We start from the raw sequence: 17,383 nt of genomic DNA, 5'->3' as shown, positions 1-17,383 counted from the left end.
AGCAGGTGATTACCTGCTTTTTTTAATACGTACGTTTTTTATAAATACCTTTTCCACCAACTTGGTTCCAACCGGATTGTACATCTAAACTTTTGTTAACAAACTTCATTTTTTCTTTCCCACCAAAGAGTTTTTCACCAATGCTATTTGTAATGACACCAATCAATGCTGTTATTCCGATGATGAGGGCAGCAACAATGACAAAATCAACAAAATAAGCAATCATATGCAAATTCCCCCTTTGCCTGTCTATATGTTTATTGTATGAGATAAAAGATAAAAAAGAAAGAAATGTCAGAAAAATACTGAATTTACTTTAGAAATCGTATGGGCATGAGTGAAGAGATTTGTTAAAATGAGAACAAGTGTTCCTTTTCGTTTTAACCTTGAGAGTCTTACATTTCTCAATTGTTTTGTTGGAAAAAGGTAAGAAAACGTTATCTTTTTGATAGGGGAAGATTATGAAAATGTAATTGTATATCAGGTGAAAATTATTGTAGAAAGCAAGTGTCAAAAGGGTTGAGGATCGTTGTTAAAGGACAGTTAAAGTGAGTGTAATCATGTTACATAGCAGTGGAATACAAGGAAGAGTTTTCTCAACTAGCAGTAAATTTACTGTATATTTCTTGCAAAAACTATTGTATAATGATTATAGAAGTTACTTATTAAAAGTAATTGTTGTTTGTAATAAGTTGTTGCTTACATGAACTGCGATTTTTTTACTTTGCTATAAGACAAGTTATTGTGAAGAATTGCTGAAGTTAGAAATTTAAACTGTAATTAGTACAGAATTTGTACTCTTTAAGGAGAGTGAGCTTTGTATGGTAACATTATATAGTTCTCCAAGCTGTACGTCTTGTAGAAAGGCGAAATTATGGCTAGAGGAAAATCATATTCCTTATACAGAACGTAATATTTTCTCAGATCCATTAACGATTGAGGAAATTAAAGAAATTTTACGTATGACAGAAAGCGGAACGGATGAGATTATTTCTACTCGTTCAAAAGTTTTCCAAGAATTGAATGTGAACTTAGAGTCTTTACCACTTCAAGATTTATATAAGATGATTCGTGACTATCCAGGTATTTTACGTCGTCCAATTATGATTGACGAAAAACGTCTTCAAGTAGGTTACAACGAAGACGAGATCCGTCGTTTCTTACCACGTACAGTGAGAACGTTCCAATTACGTGAAGCACAACGTCTTGTAAATTAATTATAATAATATGAAAACCTTCTACCTATTATATAGTAGAAGGTTTTTTTTTACTGTTTAACATTTCGTAATCGAACTTGTTGAACGATAAAGCCTATACATAAAACGGTGAAAATGAACAAATAAGGGATGCCGGTGGTAAAACTAGGATTATGATAGAAAAACGTTGCAAGTCTGTCTTCGTGTGTAATCATTTTTCCTGCTGTATAGGAGAGAACTGCTGCCCCACCATAAATGAGAAATGGAAAGCGTTCCATGAGTATTAAAATAAGTTTGCTTCCCCAAATGATAATCGGGATAGAAATGAATAAACCGATTATTACGAGTAAAAATCTTCCGTGGGCTGCTCCTGCAATGGCAAGAACATTATCAAACCCCATAACGAGATCTGCGAATACAATTGTACGTACAGCTTGGAATAAAGTCGTTTTTCCTTGGATAGAAGAAAGGTCATTGTTATTATCAGTTAGTAAATTTACCGCGATTAATGTGAGTAAAATTCCGCCAATGAGCTGTAAGAATGGGATATCGAGTAAATAGACGGCTAGTATTGTGAGGAGAATTCGTAGCACGATTGCTAAAATAGTACCAATCAAAATGGCTTTATTTCGTTTTTCTTCAGGTAAATTTCGGCTAGCTAGTGCGATGACAATTGCGTTATCGCCACCTAGTACAACATCGATACCGACAATCATTAGTACAGATGTTAAAAACTCTAAGTCCATTCGTCTGCCTCCATTTATGATGTTTTAATAAGCGAAATATATGTATGTGATGAAGAAAGTTTGTCTAGTTTTTCCCGCGTACTTGGGGGACTAAATAATCTCCTCTAATAGATGTTTCACTTTATTACAGTGTACGGGCGAATATGGAAATGTATGTCCAAATTTTTTGTGAACAGTGAATTGGTGTCATGATATATTTGTCACGCTATCTGGGGGCTAATCATCTGAGGATGAACAAAACCCCCACTGACTAAAGTTTTACTTTATGTAAGCAGCTGAATGAAGGTAGGCATATAACTATTTTTGTAAAATAAATCGATTTTATTTCCATTCTGGAGAATCTTATCATAAAATGAAAGTACAAGAATCTATTGATTTGTCATATGAGTGGGGGATCCCTTCATAACAATTCCAAACAGGAAGGGAGAGTTGTATTTTGGATATTGAAAGAATTAATGATCATACAATGAAATTTTTTATTACGTACATTGATATAGAGGATAGAGGATTTAACCGTGAAGAAATTTGGTATGACCGCGAACGAAGTGAAGAACTTTTTTGGGAAATGATGGATGAAGCCCGTGATCATGACGATTTCTTTATTGATGGACCATTATGGATTCAAGTGCAAGCAGTTGACAAAGGGATTGAAGTGCTTGTAACGAAAGCACAGCTTTCAAAGGATGGGCAAAAGTTAGAACTACCAATAGGTGTAGACAAAATTATAGATATTCCTCTAGATGAAGGAATCGAATCATTATTCCAGCAAGAATTAGAGGAAGAGGTAGTGGAACCAGCAGGTACAAACTTTAATGAAGATGGTACGTTTGGCTTTTTAATTAAGTTTAGTGATTTTGAAGATGTAATTTCATTAAGTCATCGTCTTATCTTTGAAGATATAAAAGATGAGCTGTATTCATTTGAGGACCGCTATTATGTATATGTAGAGTTTGATGAAGTGCTACATGATGAGGAAGAAATTGATCGTATTTTAAGTATTATTTTAGAATATGGAGAAGAATCTACTCTAACGATTCACCGCTTAAGTGAGTATGGAAAACAAGTTGTGAAAGAGCGTGCGCTTGAGACAATTCGTAATCATTTTCCTGCTAAGACGTAGGCCGATTTCTATAGTATGAAATCGGCTTTTTTTATGAAGCATAGGAAAGTTGTCTTTGTAAGGAGGTAAGAGATGAAAAATACGTTAAAACTACTTTTCTTTTTTCTATTATTGTTCGCATTATTTGTTTCGTTACGTATGTTTATTGATGTAGCATTTTATTCGGATGTAATTGGGATAGAAAACATTTCGATTTTAGGTATTATTAGTATTATATTTACGGTTTCTGCGTTTTTAATAGGGTGTGTTATTTTCTTAGAAAACCGCCACCCGTCTAAAACACTTACATGGTTAATCGTACTAGGTATTTTTCCAGTGTTCGGTTTCTTTGCTTATTTATTATTTGGACAAAACTTTCGTAGGAAAAGAATGTTCCAAAAGAAGGCATTACTTGATGAACAGGCGTTTTTACAATATAAGGGACACGAAGATCACGAAGAACGGATTTTGAGAAACCATAAGCATCAAGAATTGTTATTTCGCTTAGCAGATCGACTGGGTGCTTTAAATATTTCATTTCAAACTGAAACGAGGACATTAACAAATGGAGATGAAACGTTTCAGGCAATTTTAGATGGATTAAATCGAGCGAAACACCACATTCATATGGAATATTACATTGTACGTGATGATAAGCTAGGTACAGAAATTAAAGATATTTTAATAAAAAAATCAAAAGAAGGCGTTGTCGTTCGTTTTTTATATGATGCGGTTGGAAGTTTTAAATTATCAAATTCGTATATTGAAGAATTGAATGGTGCAGGAGTAGAAATGATTCCATTTTTCCCTGTACGCTTTCCGATTTTAAACGATAAAATTAATTATCGAAACCACCGAAAAATCGTTATTATTGATGGAAATGAAGGATTTGTAGGTGGATTAAATATTGGCGATGAATATTTAGGGAAGGATAAATATTTCGGTTTTTGGCGAGATACGCATTTATATTTGCGCGGTGAAGCAGTTCAAAGCTTACAGCTGATTTTCCTTCAAGATTGGTTTTATATGACTGGTGAGGCAGTATTAGCGCCTGAATATTTACAAGCGAAAGCAGTTGAGGGTGATCATTGGGGCGGAGTGCAACTAGTTGCGGGTGGACCAGATAATAAATGGGAAACAATTAAACATTTATATTTTGCAATGATTGCTTCGGCTCGGAAATCGATTTGGATTGCAACACCATATTTTATTCCAGATGATGATATTTTATCTGCATTAAAAGTAGCTGCACTTGCTGGTATTGATGTTCGTTTGTTAATGCCAAGTAAGCCAGATAAGCGTACTGTCTTTTATGCATCAAGATCGTACTTTCCGGAGTTATTAGATGCAGGAGTAAAAATATATGAATATGAAAAAGGTTTTCTTCATAGTAAAGTTGTCATCGTTGATTCTGATCTTGCTTCAATTGGGACAGCTAATATGGACATGAGAAGTTTTCATTTAAACTTCGAAGTAAATGCCTTTTTATATGATACAGATAGCATTCGAAAGCTCGTTCAAGATTTTAAAGATGATTTAGAAGAATCAAGTGAAATTCATGTCGATCGCTTTCATAAAAGGCGTCTTCATAGACGAATTGTTGAATCAACGTATCGGTTATTATCACCTTTGTTATAGAAAAAGATGTCCTAAATTAGGACATCTTTTTTTGAAGGGAATTTGTAGTAGTTTGTAGAATACAAGAAGCTGAAAGGGTGTGATTGCGATATTTATTGCAAGGAGAGAAAACGGAGAAAAAATTCATCTATTATATAACCGGGATGAAGAGTGTTTACGCAATATGCGTAAACAAGAAAGATTTTTTTGTACAGCTTGCGGAAAGGAAGTGCAAATGAAATTAGGAAAACAGAAGAGCTGGCATTTTGCTCATAAGAAAGTAGATTCATGCCTTGCGTTTTATGAAGCAGAATCTGTGTATCATATGCATGGTAAAGAGTTGCTATATAGATGGTTAAAGACGCAATGTTGTCATGTGGAAATTGAACATTATCTTCCAGAGATTCGTCAGCGCCCAGATCTGTTTATAGAAAGAGACGGGAGAAAGATTGCTATTGAATATCAATGTGCTGCGTTATGCGCGGAGCAATTATTCAAGCGAACATTATCGTATTGGAAAGCAGGTATACAAGTAATATGGATATTAGGCGGAAATCAACTGAAAAGGCATTCCGCTTATTGGTTTTCGTTATCTTCGTTTCATTCTTTTTGTCTACAGTCTTATCCTCAGCCATTACTCTTCTTTTTTTGTCCAAAGCAAAAAGCATTTATGAAATGTGTATTTATAACCGCATTTTCTTCAAATATTTATTTCTCACATACTATTTATTTACCTCTTCGTACTATTAGTCTTGAAAATCTTCTTCAGCCAGTTCCATTTCAAAAAAAACGATTAGAACAAGAATGGACGCATAAAAAGCAATATTTTCGGAAGAATGCTTTACCTATTTGGAATTATAATTATAAGTCACTACTACGAGTTCTATATCAATTCAAATTTACCCCAGCGAGTTTTCCTTCTGAAATTGGTGTTCCTCTTCCATCCTCATTTGCTTTTCAAACAAATCCATTTATATGGCAAGCTTCTCTTTATATGAAGTGCATAGGTAAACTTAAGGTGGGGGAGTATATTTCCCTTCAATACGTATGTAATGATGTAGCAAAATATACGAAGAGGCGTCTACTTCCGTATTTTGCACAACAAATATGGAAGGTAGCAGTTGCAGAGTATATGACATTTTTATGTGATGCAGGTGTGTTAAATAAAGTAGGTACTTATAAGTATCGAAAAATAAGAGATGTTGTTATGTTAAAAACAGAGGAAGAAATTATGAAATATGATGAAATTTGCTTAGCGCATGCACTATCTCTATTTGAGACAAAGTACAACATGAGAGAGGGAAAAGTGGATATAATAAAGACTGATCGTGAAGGAATTACATAAGAAAAATCGAATTGTACTTAAGTAGAGATATTTAAAGGAGGGCTTAAAGAATGGCTGAACAAAATACAGTAAAATCATTACCAGATCGCAATGAGATTGAAGAAGCAAACACATGGCGATTAGAAGATATTTTCCAAACAGATGGAGAATGGGAAACAGAATTTCAGGCTATTAAAGAGCTATTACCGAAGTTAATTGAATTCAAAGGGAAACTTGGTGGATCTGCAAGCAATTTACTTGAGGCGCTGCAATATGAAGATGAAATTTCAATGCGATTAGGTAAGCTATATACATATGCTCATATGCGTTACGATCAAGATACAACAAATTCTGTGTATCAAGCATTAAATGATCGTGCGACAAATTTATATTCACAAGTATCTAGTAGCACAGCATATATCGTGCCTGAAATCTTATCCATTTCAGAAGATACGTTACAAGCTTTCTTACAAGAAAATAGAGAACTAAGTGTATATGAGCATGCATTAGAAGAAATTACACGCCAACGTCCACACGTATTATCTGAAGCAGAAGAAGCTTTATTAGCAGAAGCATCTGAAGTGATGAGTGCATCAAGTAATACATTCGGAATGTTGAATAATGCGGATTTGAAATTCCCATCTATTAAAGGTGAGGATGGAGAAGAAGTAGAAATAACACACGGTCGTTACATTCAGTTTTTAGAAAGTGATGATCGTCGTGTTCGCCAGGATGCATTCGAAGCTGTTTATGAAACGTACGGAAAATATAAAAATACATTTGCAAGTACGTTAAGTGGTGCAGTGAAACGTAATAATTTCAATGCACGCGTTCGTAAATACGATTCTGCACGTCAAGCTGCATTAAGTAATAATAATATTCCTGAGGCGGTATATGATCAACTTATTGAATCAGTACATGATAATTTACACCTATTGCACCGTTACATTGATATTCGTAAGCGTGCTCTAGGTCTGGATGAGCTTCATATGTACGATTTATATACACCACTTGTACCAGAAGTGAAAATGAATGTGAAGTATGAAGAAGCGCAAGAAATGTTATTGAAATCTTTACATGTACTTGGTGATGAATATGTTGAAACTTTGAAAGAAGCATATGAAAATCGCTGGGTAGATGTGTATGAGAATAAAGGAAAACGAAGCGGTGCATATTCATCTGGTGCATACGGAACAAATCCGTATATTTTAATGAACTGGCATGATAATGTGAATAATTTATTTACACTTGCTCATGAGTTTGGTCATTCTGTGCATAGTTACTATACAAGAAAGACACAGCCGCACGTATATGGTGATTATTCAATTTTCGTAGCAGAAGTAGCATCAACTTGTAATGAAGCACTTTTAAATGATTACTTATTGAAGACGACAGAAGATAAGAAAGAGCGTCTATATTTATTAAATCACTATTTAGAAGGATTCCGCGGTACTGTATTCCGTCAAACCATGTTTGCAGAGTTCGAGCATATCATTCATAAGAAAGTACAAGAAGGACATGCCGTTACTCCAGATATGTTAACGGAGATTTACTACGATTTAAATAAGAAATATTTCGGTGATACTTTAGTAATTGATAAAGAAATCGGTTTAGAGTGGTCTCGTATTCCGCACTTCTATTACAACTATTACGTATATCAATACGCAACAGGATTTAGTGCGGCAACAGCTTTATCAAAACAAATATTAGAAGAAGGGCAACCAGCAGTAGAACGTTACATTAACGAATTCTTAAAAGCGGGAAGCTCTGATTATCCAATTGAAGTGTTGAAAAAAGCAGGAGTAGATATGGCATCGCCAGAACCTGTAAGAGAAGCATTACAAGTATTTGAAGAAAAGTTAAACGAATTAGAAGCGCTACTATTTGAAGAGAAGTAATTAAAAAGACGAGGATGAAATTCCTCGTCTTTTGTATTGTTTTGAACATTGATTCAGATATGTGTTGAATTTGTCGTTATTTGTCGAAAAGCTATGGGGTTTCGCTTATTTTTTCTAAATTAGAAGAGGTTTCGTGACTTGTTTTTGTAGTTAAAATCGTTTGAACCGTTTTCTATGGTTGAAATAAGAGAGAGCGATGACGATAACTCCGAATAAAAGAGGTAAGGCAATAATTTTAGGAAAAGCTTGTAATAGAGAGAGGATATACAAGAAAAAAGAAACAATAACGCCTAGAAAGATAAGGAAAATATGAGACTTTTTCATAAAGAACACCTCCTAAATTGCTTTTTCTATAGCTTATTCAGGAATGAAAACGTTTAGAATGTGACAAAAGTGTGAAATTCGACAAAAGGGGTTGTCATCTGACGTCGAATCTTGTAATATAATAAGCGTGAACGAATTCACATACAAACATATACCCCTTTGTTTGAACGTGAAAATTTCTCCCATCCCCTTTAATATTTTTATAAGCCGTAAAGAAAAAGACCTGGTGTTTACACCAGGTCTTTTTCTTTTGTAATCCATTTCCAATAACGTTCGCACTTTACTTCAATCATTTGTACTTTTCGCTTTAGTAGTAATTTTTTTAGTTCGCGTTCTATTTCTTGCTGAGAGCAGTCATATATAAATGAGATTTCCTTCGAAGAAATAAATTGTGTTGCTTCTAGTAATACCTCTAAGGGCGGTAATGGTTCTGGCTCAATCTCGCATTTCACAAGTTCTTTCAATAGCTGTACGTATACATCATAGGAATAAATCCCTGCGATTTTAATGCCTTCCTCATCTGAATTTGCATGGAAAAATACGAGGGAAGGAATTTCTGTAATGTGCATCTCATTTGTGAATTTTAGGTCACATTGGAAAGCTTTTTTTGCACTAATGGAATGTAAATCTTTTTTAAATTCCTCAACATCAATATCGCTATCTTTAGCACATGTAAGTAATAATTCACCGTCAGGGTTTGATACATTTTTAAGCAAAATGTATTCTTGGAGTTTTCGCAAAAACTTCGAACCTGCTTTTCGGCCTTGCAACTCCGCCGCCTTAATTGCCATCGAAACTAAATACGGTGTTGACGATGAATCTTGCATATGTACCTTTCCATCACATGAAAAGCCTTGTAAGCTTGTTGTTTTTTCCCACACAAATCGAATATTAGCAGGTTTATTCCATTTGTGTGAGGAAGCATTTGCTCCGTCCACTTTTCCTGTTACTATATGACGAATCGAGAAGTATTTCCCGTATTCGAGCCATAGTTTAATAATAAATGGCTCGATATCCCAGCAATCTTTACAAAGTGGATCAATAAATAAATATGCTTCTACAGATTTATGTTCGCATGTGGAAGGAGAAGGCATATTCATATGCTTAGCTTCCTGCTTATCCATTACACTTCACCTGTTTCATTTGGAGTATTAACCATATGTTGAGCAGTTAATGCTAAACGTTCAAAAACAAACTCTCTTATATGACCGTGCACTCCTGTATCATTCATTGCTTGCTCCATACATGATAGCCAAGCTTCTGCTCGTTTTGGAGTAATCTCAAACGGAAGATGGCGTGCTCTTAGCATAGGATGCCCATGTTCTTCAGTGTATAAATTAGGACCACCTAAATATTGTGTTAAAAATTGTTTTTGCTTCCTAGCGGTTTCTGTTAAATCATCCGGGAAGATCGGAGATAAGTCAGGGTGTTCACTGACATAGGAATAAAATGTATCCACTAATGTTGCAATGCATTGTTCACCGCCAATTGCTTCAAATGGTGTCATCGGTTGCTTGCTCATCCTTTATAAACTCCTTTTTCCATGAAATGTATATCTATTGTAGCAATGGAATGTTATGAAGAGCAACTAAACAGCCTTCATAACATTCTTTGCTTATTCTATAAGTTGCTAATAAATCTTTTTCTTTTCAAAAAGGTGAAACATAGTCACTGGTGAATTGTTTCTTCACTAATGGAATTTTCACTTTAGCGTGCTTTGTTTTGTTTGGCAAGGAAAAAGCGTTTTACTTTGTTGTTTGTATGACGAACTGGTACGTTATGTTGCTTTAGTAAACTCATAAATGCGGCTTTACCAGTCTTTTCATCTTGCACTTCGTATTCAATTTCATAATCATCGTGATTGTAATAGAAACTATGATCAAAGACAAGCGTTCCGCCTTCAAATAATGTTTCAGCTCTTTCTGTTGTTAAACTACCCATATAAGTTAAAGAGGAAACGGGGATTTGTAATTTGTGAAGTTGATCCATTACAGCGCCTTGAATAATTGTGTTTGTTTCCATCATAAGGTTAGCTTCTTTCTCTGTTACAGACTGATGAGTTTCTAATAAACCAATTTCAGCAGGTTGTTTTAATGTTAATGTATAAGTTCCATCTTTATGACGAATACGAAGTGCAGAGCCCGCATCTTTTAAAGAAAAGTGAGGCGTTTCAAAGTAGTGATTCACTTGTTTTGTAAATGCTTCAATAGAAAAAGATTTGCATAATGTTTGGAATTCGTCCTCTGTAACCATATTTTTAAATTCAATTTCAATTTCTTGTGTCATTGTATGCGCTCCTTTTGAAAAATAATTCTTTACACATTATCGCTTTTTCACAAATTTGGTTCAATGTTTTATTTGTTTGCGTCCATGTTATGATACAATAATACTGTTAAGTAAGACAGGAAGTTGAGATGGAGGAGTTCGAGCATGCAAAATAAAATCCAAGTTAAGAGCGTAAAAACGAGAGAGAATGCTCTTATTTTTTGTGCGGAAAATACTGACATAGAGGTAAAGGAGTTAAGTGCGCGTAATCACGTACTTGTAGACTCAGACAATTTATCATTTTTATATATCTTAGAAAATGAATCATCTTTCATTTATGTAAGCATTCCGCATACATGCTGGGAAGCAATGCATGAAGCGATGAATAAAGATACAGCGATGTTTATTTACGTGAATGATGTTGAAATGGAATTAGAAGGATTAAAAGAAGAAGTAGAATATTTAGTTGAAAATATTGAAGGTAATGCAAATTACGGAGAAGAATTAGTAACTGCTGTAGAAAAAGTGTTTCTATAAGCAAATGGATTGATTTTGGTGGTGGTTGAAATGAATCGTAATTGGGAAGAATTTTTAGCGCCTTACCATCAAGCGGTGGCAGAGCTGAAAGTGAAACTAAAAGGAATGCGTACTCAATTTACAATGTTAACGGAGCATTCTCCAATTGAGTTTGTAACAGGAAGGGTAAAGTCGGTTGCAAGTATTATTGATAAAGCGGAGAAGAGAAATGTACCGCTTGATCGGCTAAGAGAAGATATGCAGGACATCGCGGGCCTTCGAATGATGTGTCAATTTGTTGATGAGATTAAGCCTGTTGTAGAATATCTTCGAAAACGAAATGATTTTGAAATTGTGGAAGAACGTGATTATGTCACGCAAAAGAAAGACAGCGGCTATCGCTCTTACCACGTTGTCATTAGTTATCCTGTTCAAACGATACAGGGAGAAAAAAAAGTATTAGTTGAAATTCAAATACGTACGTTAGCAATGAATTTTTGGGCAACGATTGAGCATTCTCTAAATTACAAATATAGTGGACGTTTTCCTGAAGATATTAAAATACGCTTACAACGTGCAGCGGAAGCGGCATTTTTATTAGACGAAGAAATGTCTTCTATTCGTCTTGAAATTCAAGAAGCGCAAAAGATTTTTTCACGAAAGCAAGAAACGAAAGATTCTGAATCATAAACTAAAGGGTGTTGGGCGATGAAATTTGCAATTATGTCAAAGGGAGATCAATCATCAGATACACTTGCAAGTACGATGAAAGAGTACTTGCTAGATTTTGGATTTATAATGGATGAAAAGGAACCCGATATTGTAATTTCTGTTGGGGGAGATGGAACGCTTTTATATGCATTTCATCGTTACTATAATCGATTAGATGAAACCGCATTTGTTGGTGTACATACAGGTCATTTAGGTTTCTATGCAGATTGGTTACCGACAGAAGTAGAAAAGTTAGTGATTGCAATCGCTAAAACGCCATTCCAAGTGGTTGAATACCCGCTTTTAGAAGTGATTATTCGCTATGTGAATGGTAGTAAAGAGTCACAGTATTTGGCGATGAATGAAGCGACTGTAAAAAGTGCAGAAGGTACATTAGTAACAGAAGTGGAAATACGCGGAGAGTATTTTGAAACGTTTCGCGGAGATGGTCTTTGTATTTCTACTCCTTCAGGAAGTACGGCGTATAATAAAGCGCTTGGCGGAGCAATTATTCACCCGTCTATTGAAGCGATTCAAATTGCAGAAATGGCATCCATTAACAACCGTGTGTTTCGTACAGTAGGCTCGCCGCTCGTACTGCCGAAGCATCATACATGCGTTTTGAAGCCGGCTGCAGGAATGAACTTGCAAATTACGGTGGATCATTTAACGATGGTTCATCAAGATGTGAAATCAATCCAGTATCGCGTTGCGAACGAGAAAGTGCGGTTTGTTCGTTTTCGTCCGTTCCCATTTTGGAAACGTGTCCGTGACTCGTTTGTTGCAGATAAATAGAGAGGGTTTATATATTTGAACAGATTTACATTGAAATGGACTATACAATCTGTAGCAGAAGGAATCTTAGTTAGAGAATTTTTAAAAACAAAGGGGATTTCTAAAGCTGCATTAACGGATATAAAGTTTCATGGCGGAGCAATTGAAGTGAACGGTGAACATGCGAGTGTTCGTCATAAGTTACAAGCTGGTGAAGAGTTACAAGTCTTCTTTCCAGTGGAGGAAAGAAGTGAAGGGATGATAGCGGAAAATATCCCTTTATGCATTGTATATGAAGATGATGCAGTGCTTGTTATGAATAAAGAAGCTTATATGTCAACGATTCCGTCTAGGGAGCATCCGTCAGGAAGTGTTGCGAATGCTCTTTTATATCATTATGATAAACAACATCTCGCAAGTACAGTGCACATTGTGACGCGACTAGACCGTGATACTTCAGGGCTTATGTTAATTGCGAAAAATCGATTCGTTCACCATCTTTTATCAAAGCAGCATCAACAAAAAGGGGTGAAACGAACGTATGAAGCGATCGTTCATGGAATGATTTTAGAAGAGGTAGGAACGATTGACGCACCAATCGGACGAAAAGCGGATAGCATAATCGAGCGAACTGTCTGTGAGGATGGTCAAAGAGCGGTTACTCATTTTAAAGTAATGGAGAGTTTTCCTAATAAGACGCGTGTAGCGCTTGAGCTCGAGACAGGAAGAACACATCAAATCCGTGTACATATGGCGCATATAGGACATCCGCTACTTGGAGACGATTTATACGGGGGACAAAGAGATGTGATGAAACGCCAAGCGCTTCATAGTACGTCTTTGACGTTTTATCATCCTATTTTAGAAAAGGAAATGACTTTTACTTCCAGCATTCCAGATGATATGCAACATGCTTTACGTAACAATTAAAAGGGAACAAAATTCTTAATACAATAAGAATTTTGTTCCCTTTTTTCTTAGCGGAATAATATTAGAATTTGATTCTCACTAGTACGTTTTATAACGAAAAAGCCACTTTCAGCTTTTGTAGCAATGCCGTCATCATTTGGACGACAATATCCGTGTGTTTCGCAAGTACCGTCATCACGTACTAACATTTGTCCAATTAATCCGATAGGAAGCCACTCGGTGCGATTTCGTCTTGATATATACTTGCAAGCTGGATCCCATTCTGTATTTAAAAGAGGCAGTATTTCTTGCGTGTCCGTACGTGTATATTGACGTTTTCCGAAGCTATCTGTTGTATAGCGCTTTGCCCAACTTAAAGCACCGCTATTTCCTATGAGAGCGGGTGTAGCACTAGATATTCCTAATATGAATGAATCGTTTGAAGTAGCTATACGAATTTTTTCTTCCCTACTAAATGTAACGAAATAACCGACATCAATAGGGTTATGATCTGCTGTTTCAAACATTTGTGCATAATCAGTTCCGCTTGCATTGTAAGAAGCGCCATCGATATACATTTCTCCATTATGAGCAAGCCATTTTGCACCTATATTATGATCGGTTTCATTTGTACCATTTGCAATAAACCATGAATAAGCCTCTTCGGCTGTACCAAATTTCCCCATAATATGGCTACCGGCAAAATTAGCTGTTGATGTATGATTTCCTTCCGCATGAGATGAGAACCCGTTAGCGATAGTCGCGGTTCCTTCTGCATGTGCTGCTTCGCCTAAAGAAATCGTATGTTTTCCTTCCGCGTGAGAATAAGAGCCGCCTGCTGTCGTTTCACTTCCTTCACTATGCGAACTATGTCCAGTTGCTTTTGTTTTTGTCCCTTCTGCATGAGAAAAGGGACCCATTGCTTGTGTAAGAAATCCTTCGGCATGTGAGGCGATTCCGTCAGCTGTAGAGTGAAGGCCCTCCTTAAATGCATATCTCGCCACTTTTTTATTCTTTGAAGGAGTAGGTGAAGGTATGTGAGATTGAGTGATAGTAGGCTCTTCTTTTTTTGTGTCATCGGTTAAAGTTAATACTTCTTTTATTTTTTTTACTTGCTGTATAATATTGGCGGGGATTTCAGTCTGGATTTTTTCTTTAATTGCTTCAGGAATTTCAGTCTGGATTTTTTCTTTAATTGTTTCAGGAAGTTCTTTTTTTATTTTCTCTTGCACACTGTTTGACTCAAGTATAGGCTCATTTTTATGAGAAAGACGTTTCTTTTTTTGTAGTGCTTTTATTTTTCGGTTATCTATAATTCGCTTCATAACAGCACTCTCTAAAGAGATATACATTTCTCCCGTTTTATCTTTTTTTATTTCTTCTCGTTCTTCTATCTTTTCAATAGCTGCAGCTCGAATACTGCACCAGTTGTTAATTCCATACATGGGATGGTATAAAGGGTGGAATTTTCTTTTTTGTTTAGAAGATTTTTTCTTCATTCCGTCACCTCCTGCGACAGTATATGCCGCACAATTAAAAAAAGATGCACTTTATTGCATCTTTTTTTAATTGCTTTATCCAGTTTTAGTGTGGGATACGCCTAGAAAACACCATTTTTCCCTGTTACTTGTGAATTCAATAGGGGTATTTATCCCGCATTAACGGGCAGTAAGACTCCCACCTCAAAATTCGGAAGTAAAGCAAAGAAGTTAGGCGGGAGATCAACTGCCCGTAAAAGCCCGATTGGTGTGGGCTAATAATCAGTGGGGAATGAACAAAACCCCCACTGATTAAAGTTTCACTTTATGAAATTGGGCGGAACTTTTCAGGAACAAAAGGTAAGGAAGAAGGGACAGAAACAGTCTCCATCTCAGGGTAACGTAGTCCAGTTAGTTTACCACCAAATACAGCGCCGGTATCAATATTGACTGTATGATTCACAAAGCGGGGTTCATTGACAGGTGTATGTCCATAAATAATCCATGTTTCACCCATATACTCTTTCGCCCAATCTCGGCGGACAGGTGAGCCGTCAGGGTGTTTTTCGCCTGTAATATCACCATATAATACAAATGTTTGTACTTTTTTATCTTGTCTTCCTATGTAATCTTGCCGAATACCAGCGTGACAGACGATTAATTTTTTTTCATCCAGTATGTGATATAGCGGTGATTGTTCGTAAAGAGTAATGAATTTTTCTTTTATTATTTGTTGCTGATTAGAAGGCAATGCTTCATATTCTGCAACAGTTGTTTCGAGCCCATGAGCGATTGTAACATTACGCCCAAGGAAGAAACGATACAGTTTATTACAGTGATTCCCTGGCGCATAATAAGCATCTTTTCTATTTATTACGAGCTCCCATACAATTTCAATCATACGTAATGAATAAGGACCTCGGTCTGTAATATCACCAACGAATGCAAGCTTTCGTTTTGCGTTATGAATTGGGAGACCACTATCCCAGCTATACCCTAGTTTCGTTGTTAAATCTTGAAACTCTTGGAAGCATCCGTGAATATCACCTATAATGTCATATTTCATATTTAAACCTCCAGCTCATTTTTTTATTAGTATATCTAAAATGGACATAGAAAAAAACCATACCGTTTTTCGATATGGTTCATTTAAACATAAAGATTTTAGTTCTTGAGCGTACGTTTAAAATAAATCCAATAGCAATCAGATATGTGAGCAGTGAACTCCCGCCGTAGCTCATAAGCGGTAACGTTATTCCTGTAATAGGGAGTAAACCGATTGTCATCCCGATATTTTGGAATACCTGGAACGTGAACATTCCGATTGTACCAGCGCAAATATAACTACCGAAAGGTTCATTGCTTTCTAAAGCGATATGAATCATTCGATAAATGAGTAAGAAAAAAAGTGAAATGATGACACTTGCTCCTAAAAAACCGAATTGTTCAGCGACATTTGTGAAAATAAAATCTGTGTGTGGTTCCGGAAAATATACTTGTCCATTCTCCCATCCTTTTCCTTGCATCTCTCCTGATCCCGCAGCTAAAAATGCTTGTCTTAATTGAAATCCTTGAGCGTCATATTCATAAGGTGCTAGCCAACCGTAGAAACGGTTTAACTGATATTCTTTTAGAATGTATCCCTTAAAGAACTCTGTATGCGTGAAATAAATATATGTTAAGGTAGAGCCTATGGCGAAAACACCGGAGGTTAATCCGAAAATAAAGCGCCAACGTATACCAGAAACTAAAATCATTGCTGCGAGCATCGCAGAAATAACCATTGTGTTTCCTAAATCAGGTTCTTTAGCGATTAGAAGTAGTGGAGGCAAACTAGCTGCGAATATTTTTCCGAGTAAAATAAAATCTTCACGAGTTGTCCGGAAAGGGTACTTCTCATTATGGTTCGCTATAATTCGTCCAACGACGATAATCAAAAATAATTTCATAATTTCAGAAGGCTGAAAATTTCCGATGCCTGGAAGTCTGTACCACGCGGTAGCCCCTTTAATTGTAACGGCGCCAGGAACTTGAAGCTCTAGGCCAATAAGAAGTATCATTGCAAAGCCATACAAATACCAAGCAATTTTTTTATAGCGATCAAAATCGATAATCATAATAACACCAATGGCGATAAATCCAATAACGTACCACTGGATTTGCTTTAGGACAAAATTTACGTTTTGTAAAAATGGTGGTAAAGAAGGTTGTGCACTTGCAATAGCGAAGCAACTAACAGTCCCAATGGCAAATAAAATAAATATTAATATGTAGTCTATTTGATATTGAGGATTTGAGTCTTTCACTGTATGTATTCCTTTCTAATGCTCTTTATATTAGTGGATCTTAGTTGTTGTATCGCAGAGTTTAAAATGAATGCATGATCGATAACGTGGATTCACATATCGATTATATACTTTTATTTTCGTAGAATAGGCTAATGATTTAGCTCTTTTTATAATTATATCCAAATAATGAGAAAGACGTACATGTGCATTAGGAATGATATTTGAAATGTGACGGTAT

General features: G+C 35.9%; 18 protein-coding genes. 9 read left to right on the top strand and 9 right to left on the bottom strand.

Annotated elements, in window-relative coordinates:
* Positions 1-22: 22 nt before the first annotated feature.
* Positions 23-226 (bottom strand): hypothetical protein, encoded by a 204-nt coding sequence (locus MR109_RS11400; RefSeq protein WP_002170839.1) that lies wholly within the window; start codon positions 224-226, stop codon positions 23-25.
* 595 nt (positions 227-821) lie between these two features.
* Between MR109_RS11400 and spx the strand changes: the two genes are divergently transcribed.
* A complete protein-coding gene (spx, locus tag MR109_RS11395) occupies positions 822-1,217 on the top strand; it encodes a transcriptional regulator Spx (RefSeq protein WP_000258267.1) in 396 nt (131 codons plus the stop codon).
* Between the two features lie 50 nt (positions 1,218-1,267).
* Here the strand turns inward: spx and MR109_RS11390 are convergent, their stop codons facing one another.
* Positions 1,268-1,942 (bottom strand): TerC family protein, encoded by a 675-nt coding sequence (locus tag MR109_RS11390; RefSeq protein ID WP_002170840.1) that lies wholly within the window; start codon positions 1,940-1,942, stop codon positions 1,268-1,270.
* A gap of 436 nt (positions 1,943-2,378) precedes the next feature.
* Here MR109_RS11390 and mecA point away from each other — a divergent pair, with 436 nt between their 5' ends.
* The 4 genes from mecA to pepF all read left to right on the top strand — a co-directional run bounded on the left by mecA (position 2,379) and on the right by pepF (position 7,880).
* A complete protein-coding gene (gene mecA / locus MR109_RS11385; RefSeq protein ID WP_071717625.1) occupies positions 2,379-3,062 on the top strand; it encodes an adaptor protein MecA in 684 nt (227 codons plus the stop codon).
* 72 nt (positions 3,063-3,134) lie between these two features.
* Positions 3,135-4,679, top strand: coding sequence for a cardiolipin synthase (locus MR109_RS11380; RefSeq protein ID WP_071717624.1), 1,545 nt, complete (start codon positions 3,135-3,137; stop codon positions 4,677-4,679).
* A 79-nt stretch (positions 4,680-4,758) separates the two neighbouring features.
* Complete coding sequence (locus MR109_RS11375; RefSeq protein ID WP_242272122.1) at positions 4,759-6,003, top strand: competence protein CoiA; 1,245 nt, start codon at positions 4,759-4,761, stop codon at positions 6,001-6,003.
* Between the two features lie 50 nt (positions 6,004-6,053).
* Positions 6,054-7,880: an oligoendopeptidase F gene (gene pepF, locus MR109_RS11370; RefSeq protein ID WP_178940555.1), complete on the top strand. Its 1,827-nt coding sequence runs from the start codon at positions 6,054-6,056 to the stop codon at positions 7,878-7,880.
* Between the two features lie 150 nt (positions 7,881-8,030).
* Here the strand turns inward: pepF and MR109_RS11365 are convergent, their stop codons facing one another.
* The 4 genes from MR109_RS11365 to MR109_RS11350 all read right to left on the bottom strand — a co-directional run bounded on the left by MR109_RS11365 (position 8,031) and on the right by MR109_RS11350 (position 10,490).
* Positions 8,031-8,204: a hypothetical protein gene (locus tag MR109_RS11365; protein WP_082147722.1), complete on the bottom strand. Its 174-nt coding sequence runs from the start codon at positions 8,202-8,204 to the stop codon at positions 8,031-8,033.
* Positions 8,205-8,434: 230 nt separating this feature from the next.
* Positions 8,435-9,328 (bottom strand): ClpXP adapter SpxH family protein, encoded by an 894-nt coding sequence (locus MR109_RS11360; RefSeq protein ID WP_071717621.1) that lies wholly within the window; start codon positions 9,326-9,328, stop codon positions 8,435-8,437.
* Positions 9,328-9,726: a globin domain-containing protein gene (locus MR109_RS11355; protein ID WP_002170846.1), complete on the bottom strand. Its 399-nt coding sequence runs from the start codon at positions 9,724-9,726 to the stop codon at positions 9,328-9,330. The genes MR109_RS11360 and MR109_RS11355 overlap by 1 nt, the downstream gene beginning before the upstream one ends.
* Positions 9,727-9,911: 185 nt before the next feature.
* Positions 9,912-10,490 (bottom strand): CYTH domain-containing protein, encoded by a 579-nt coding sequence (locus MR109_RS11350; RefSeq protein ID WP_002170847.1) that lies wholly within the window; start codon positions 10,488-10,490, stop codon positions 9,912-9,914.
* Between the two features lie 144 nt (positions 10,491-10,634).
* On the opposite strand from MR109_RS11350, the gene MR109_RS11345 reads away from it, so the two are divergent.
* Genes MR109_RS11345 through MR109_RS11330 form a run of 4 tightly spaced genes read left to right on the top strand, consistent with a single transcriptional unit; the run spans position 10,635 to position 13,400 of the window.
* The gene (locus MR109_RS11345) at positions 10,635-11,006 is read left to right on the top strand and encodes a UPF0738 family protein (protein WP_071717620.1); all 372 of its coding nucleotides are present in this window, start codon (positions 10,635-10,637) and stop codon (positions 11,004-11,006) included.
* Between the two features lie 30 nt (positions 11,007-11,036).
* Positions 11,037-11,675: a GTP diphosphokinase gene (yjbM, locus tag MR109_RS11340; RefSeq protein ID WP_048369638.1), complete on the top strand. Its 639-nt coding sequence runs from the start codon at positions 11,037-11,039 to the stop codon at positions 11,673-11,675.
* Between the two features lie 18 nt (positions 11,676-11,693).
* Positions 11,694-12,491, top strand: coding sequence for an NAD kinase (locus tag MR109_RS11335; RefSeq protein ID WP_002170850.1), 798 nt, complete (start codon positions 11,694-11,696; stop codon positions 12,489-12,491).
* A 15-nt stretch (positions 12,492-12,506) separates the two neighbouring features.
* On the top strand, positions 12,507-13,400 hold the full coding sequence (locus MR109_RS11330) for an RluA family pseudouridine synthase (protein ID WP_002170851.1): 894 nt from the start codon (positions 12,507-12,509) through the stop codon (positions 13,398-13,400).
* A gap of 47 nt (positions 13,401-13,447) precedes the next feature.
* On the opposite strand, the gene MR109_RS11325 is transcribed toward MR109_RS11330, so the two are convergent.
* From MR109_RS11325 to MR109_RS11315, 3 genes are all read right to left on the bottom strand, one after another.
* A complete protein-coding gene (locus MR109_RS11325; protein ID WP_242272121.1) occupies positions 13,448-14,878 on the bottom strand; it encodes a peptidase G2 autoproteolytic cleavage domain-containing protein in 1,431 nt (476 codons plus the stop codon).
* A 304-nt stretch (positions 14,879-15,182) separates the two neighbouring features.
* Entirely contained in the window at positions 15,183-15,923 is a 741-nt protein-coding gene (prpE, locus tag MR109_RS11320; RefSeq protein ID WP_242272120.1) for a bis(5'-nucleosyl)-tetraphosphatase PrpE, read from the bottom strand.
* A 79-nt stretch (positions 15,924-16,002) separates the two neighbouring features.
* Positions 16,003-17,163: an FtsW/RodA/SpoVE family cell cycle protein gene (locus MR109_RS11315; RefSeq protein ID WP_071717617.1), complete on the bottom strand. Its 1,161-nt coding sequence runs from the start codon at positions 17,161-17,163 to the stop codon at positions 16,003-16,005.
* Positions 17,164-17,383 lie beyond the last annotated feature (220 nt).

The organism is Bacillus cereus group sp. BfR-BA-01310 (assembly GCF_022664325.1).
GTDB lineage: Bacteria > Bacillota > Bacilli > Bacillales > Bacillaceae_G > Bacillus_A > Bacillus_A paramycoides.
This window is presented reverse-complemented; position numbering and strand designations above follow the sequence as displayed.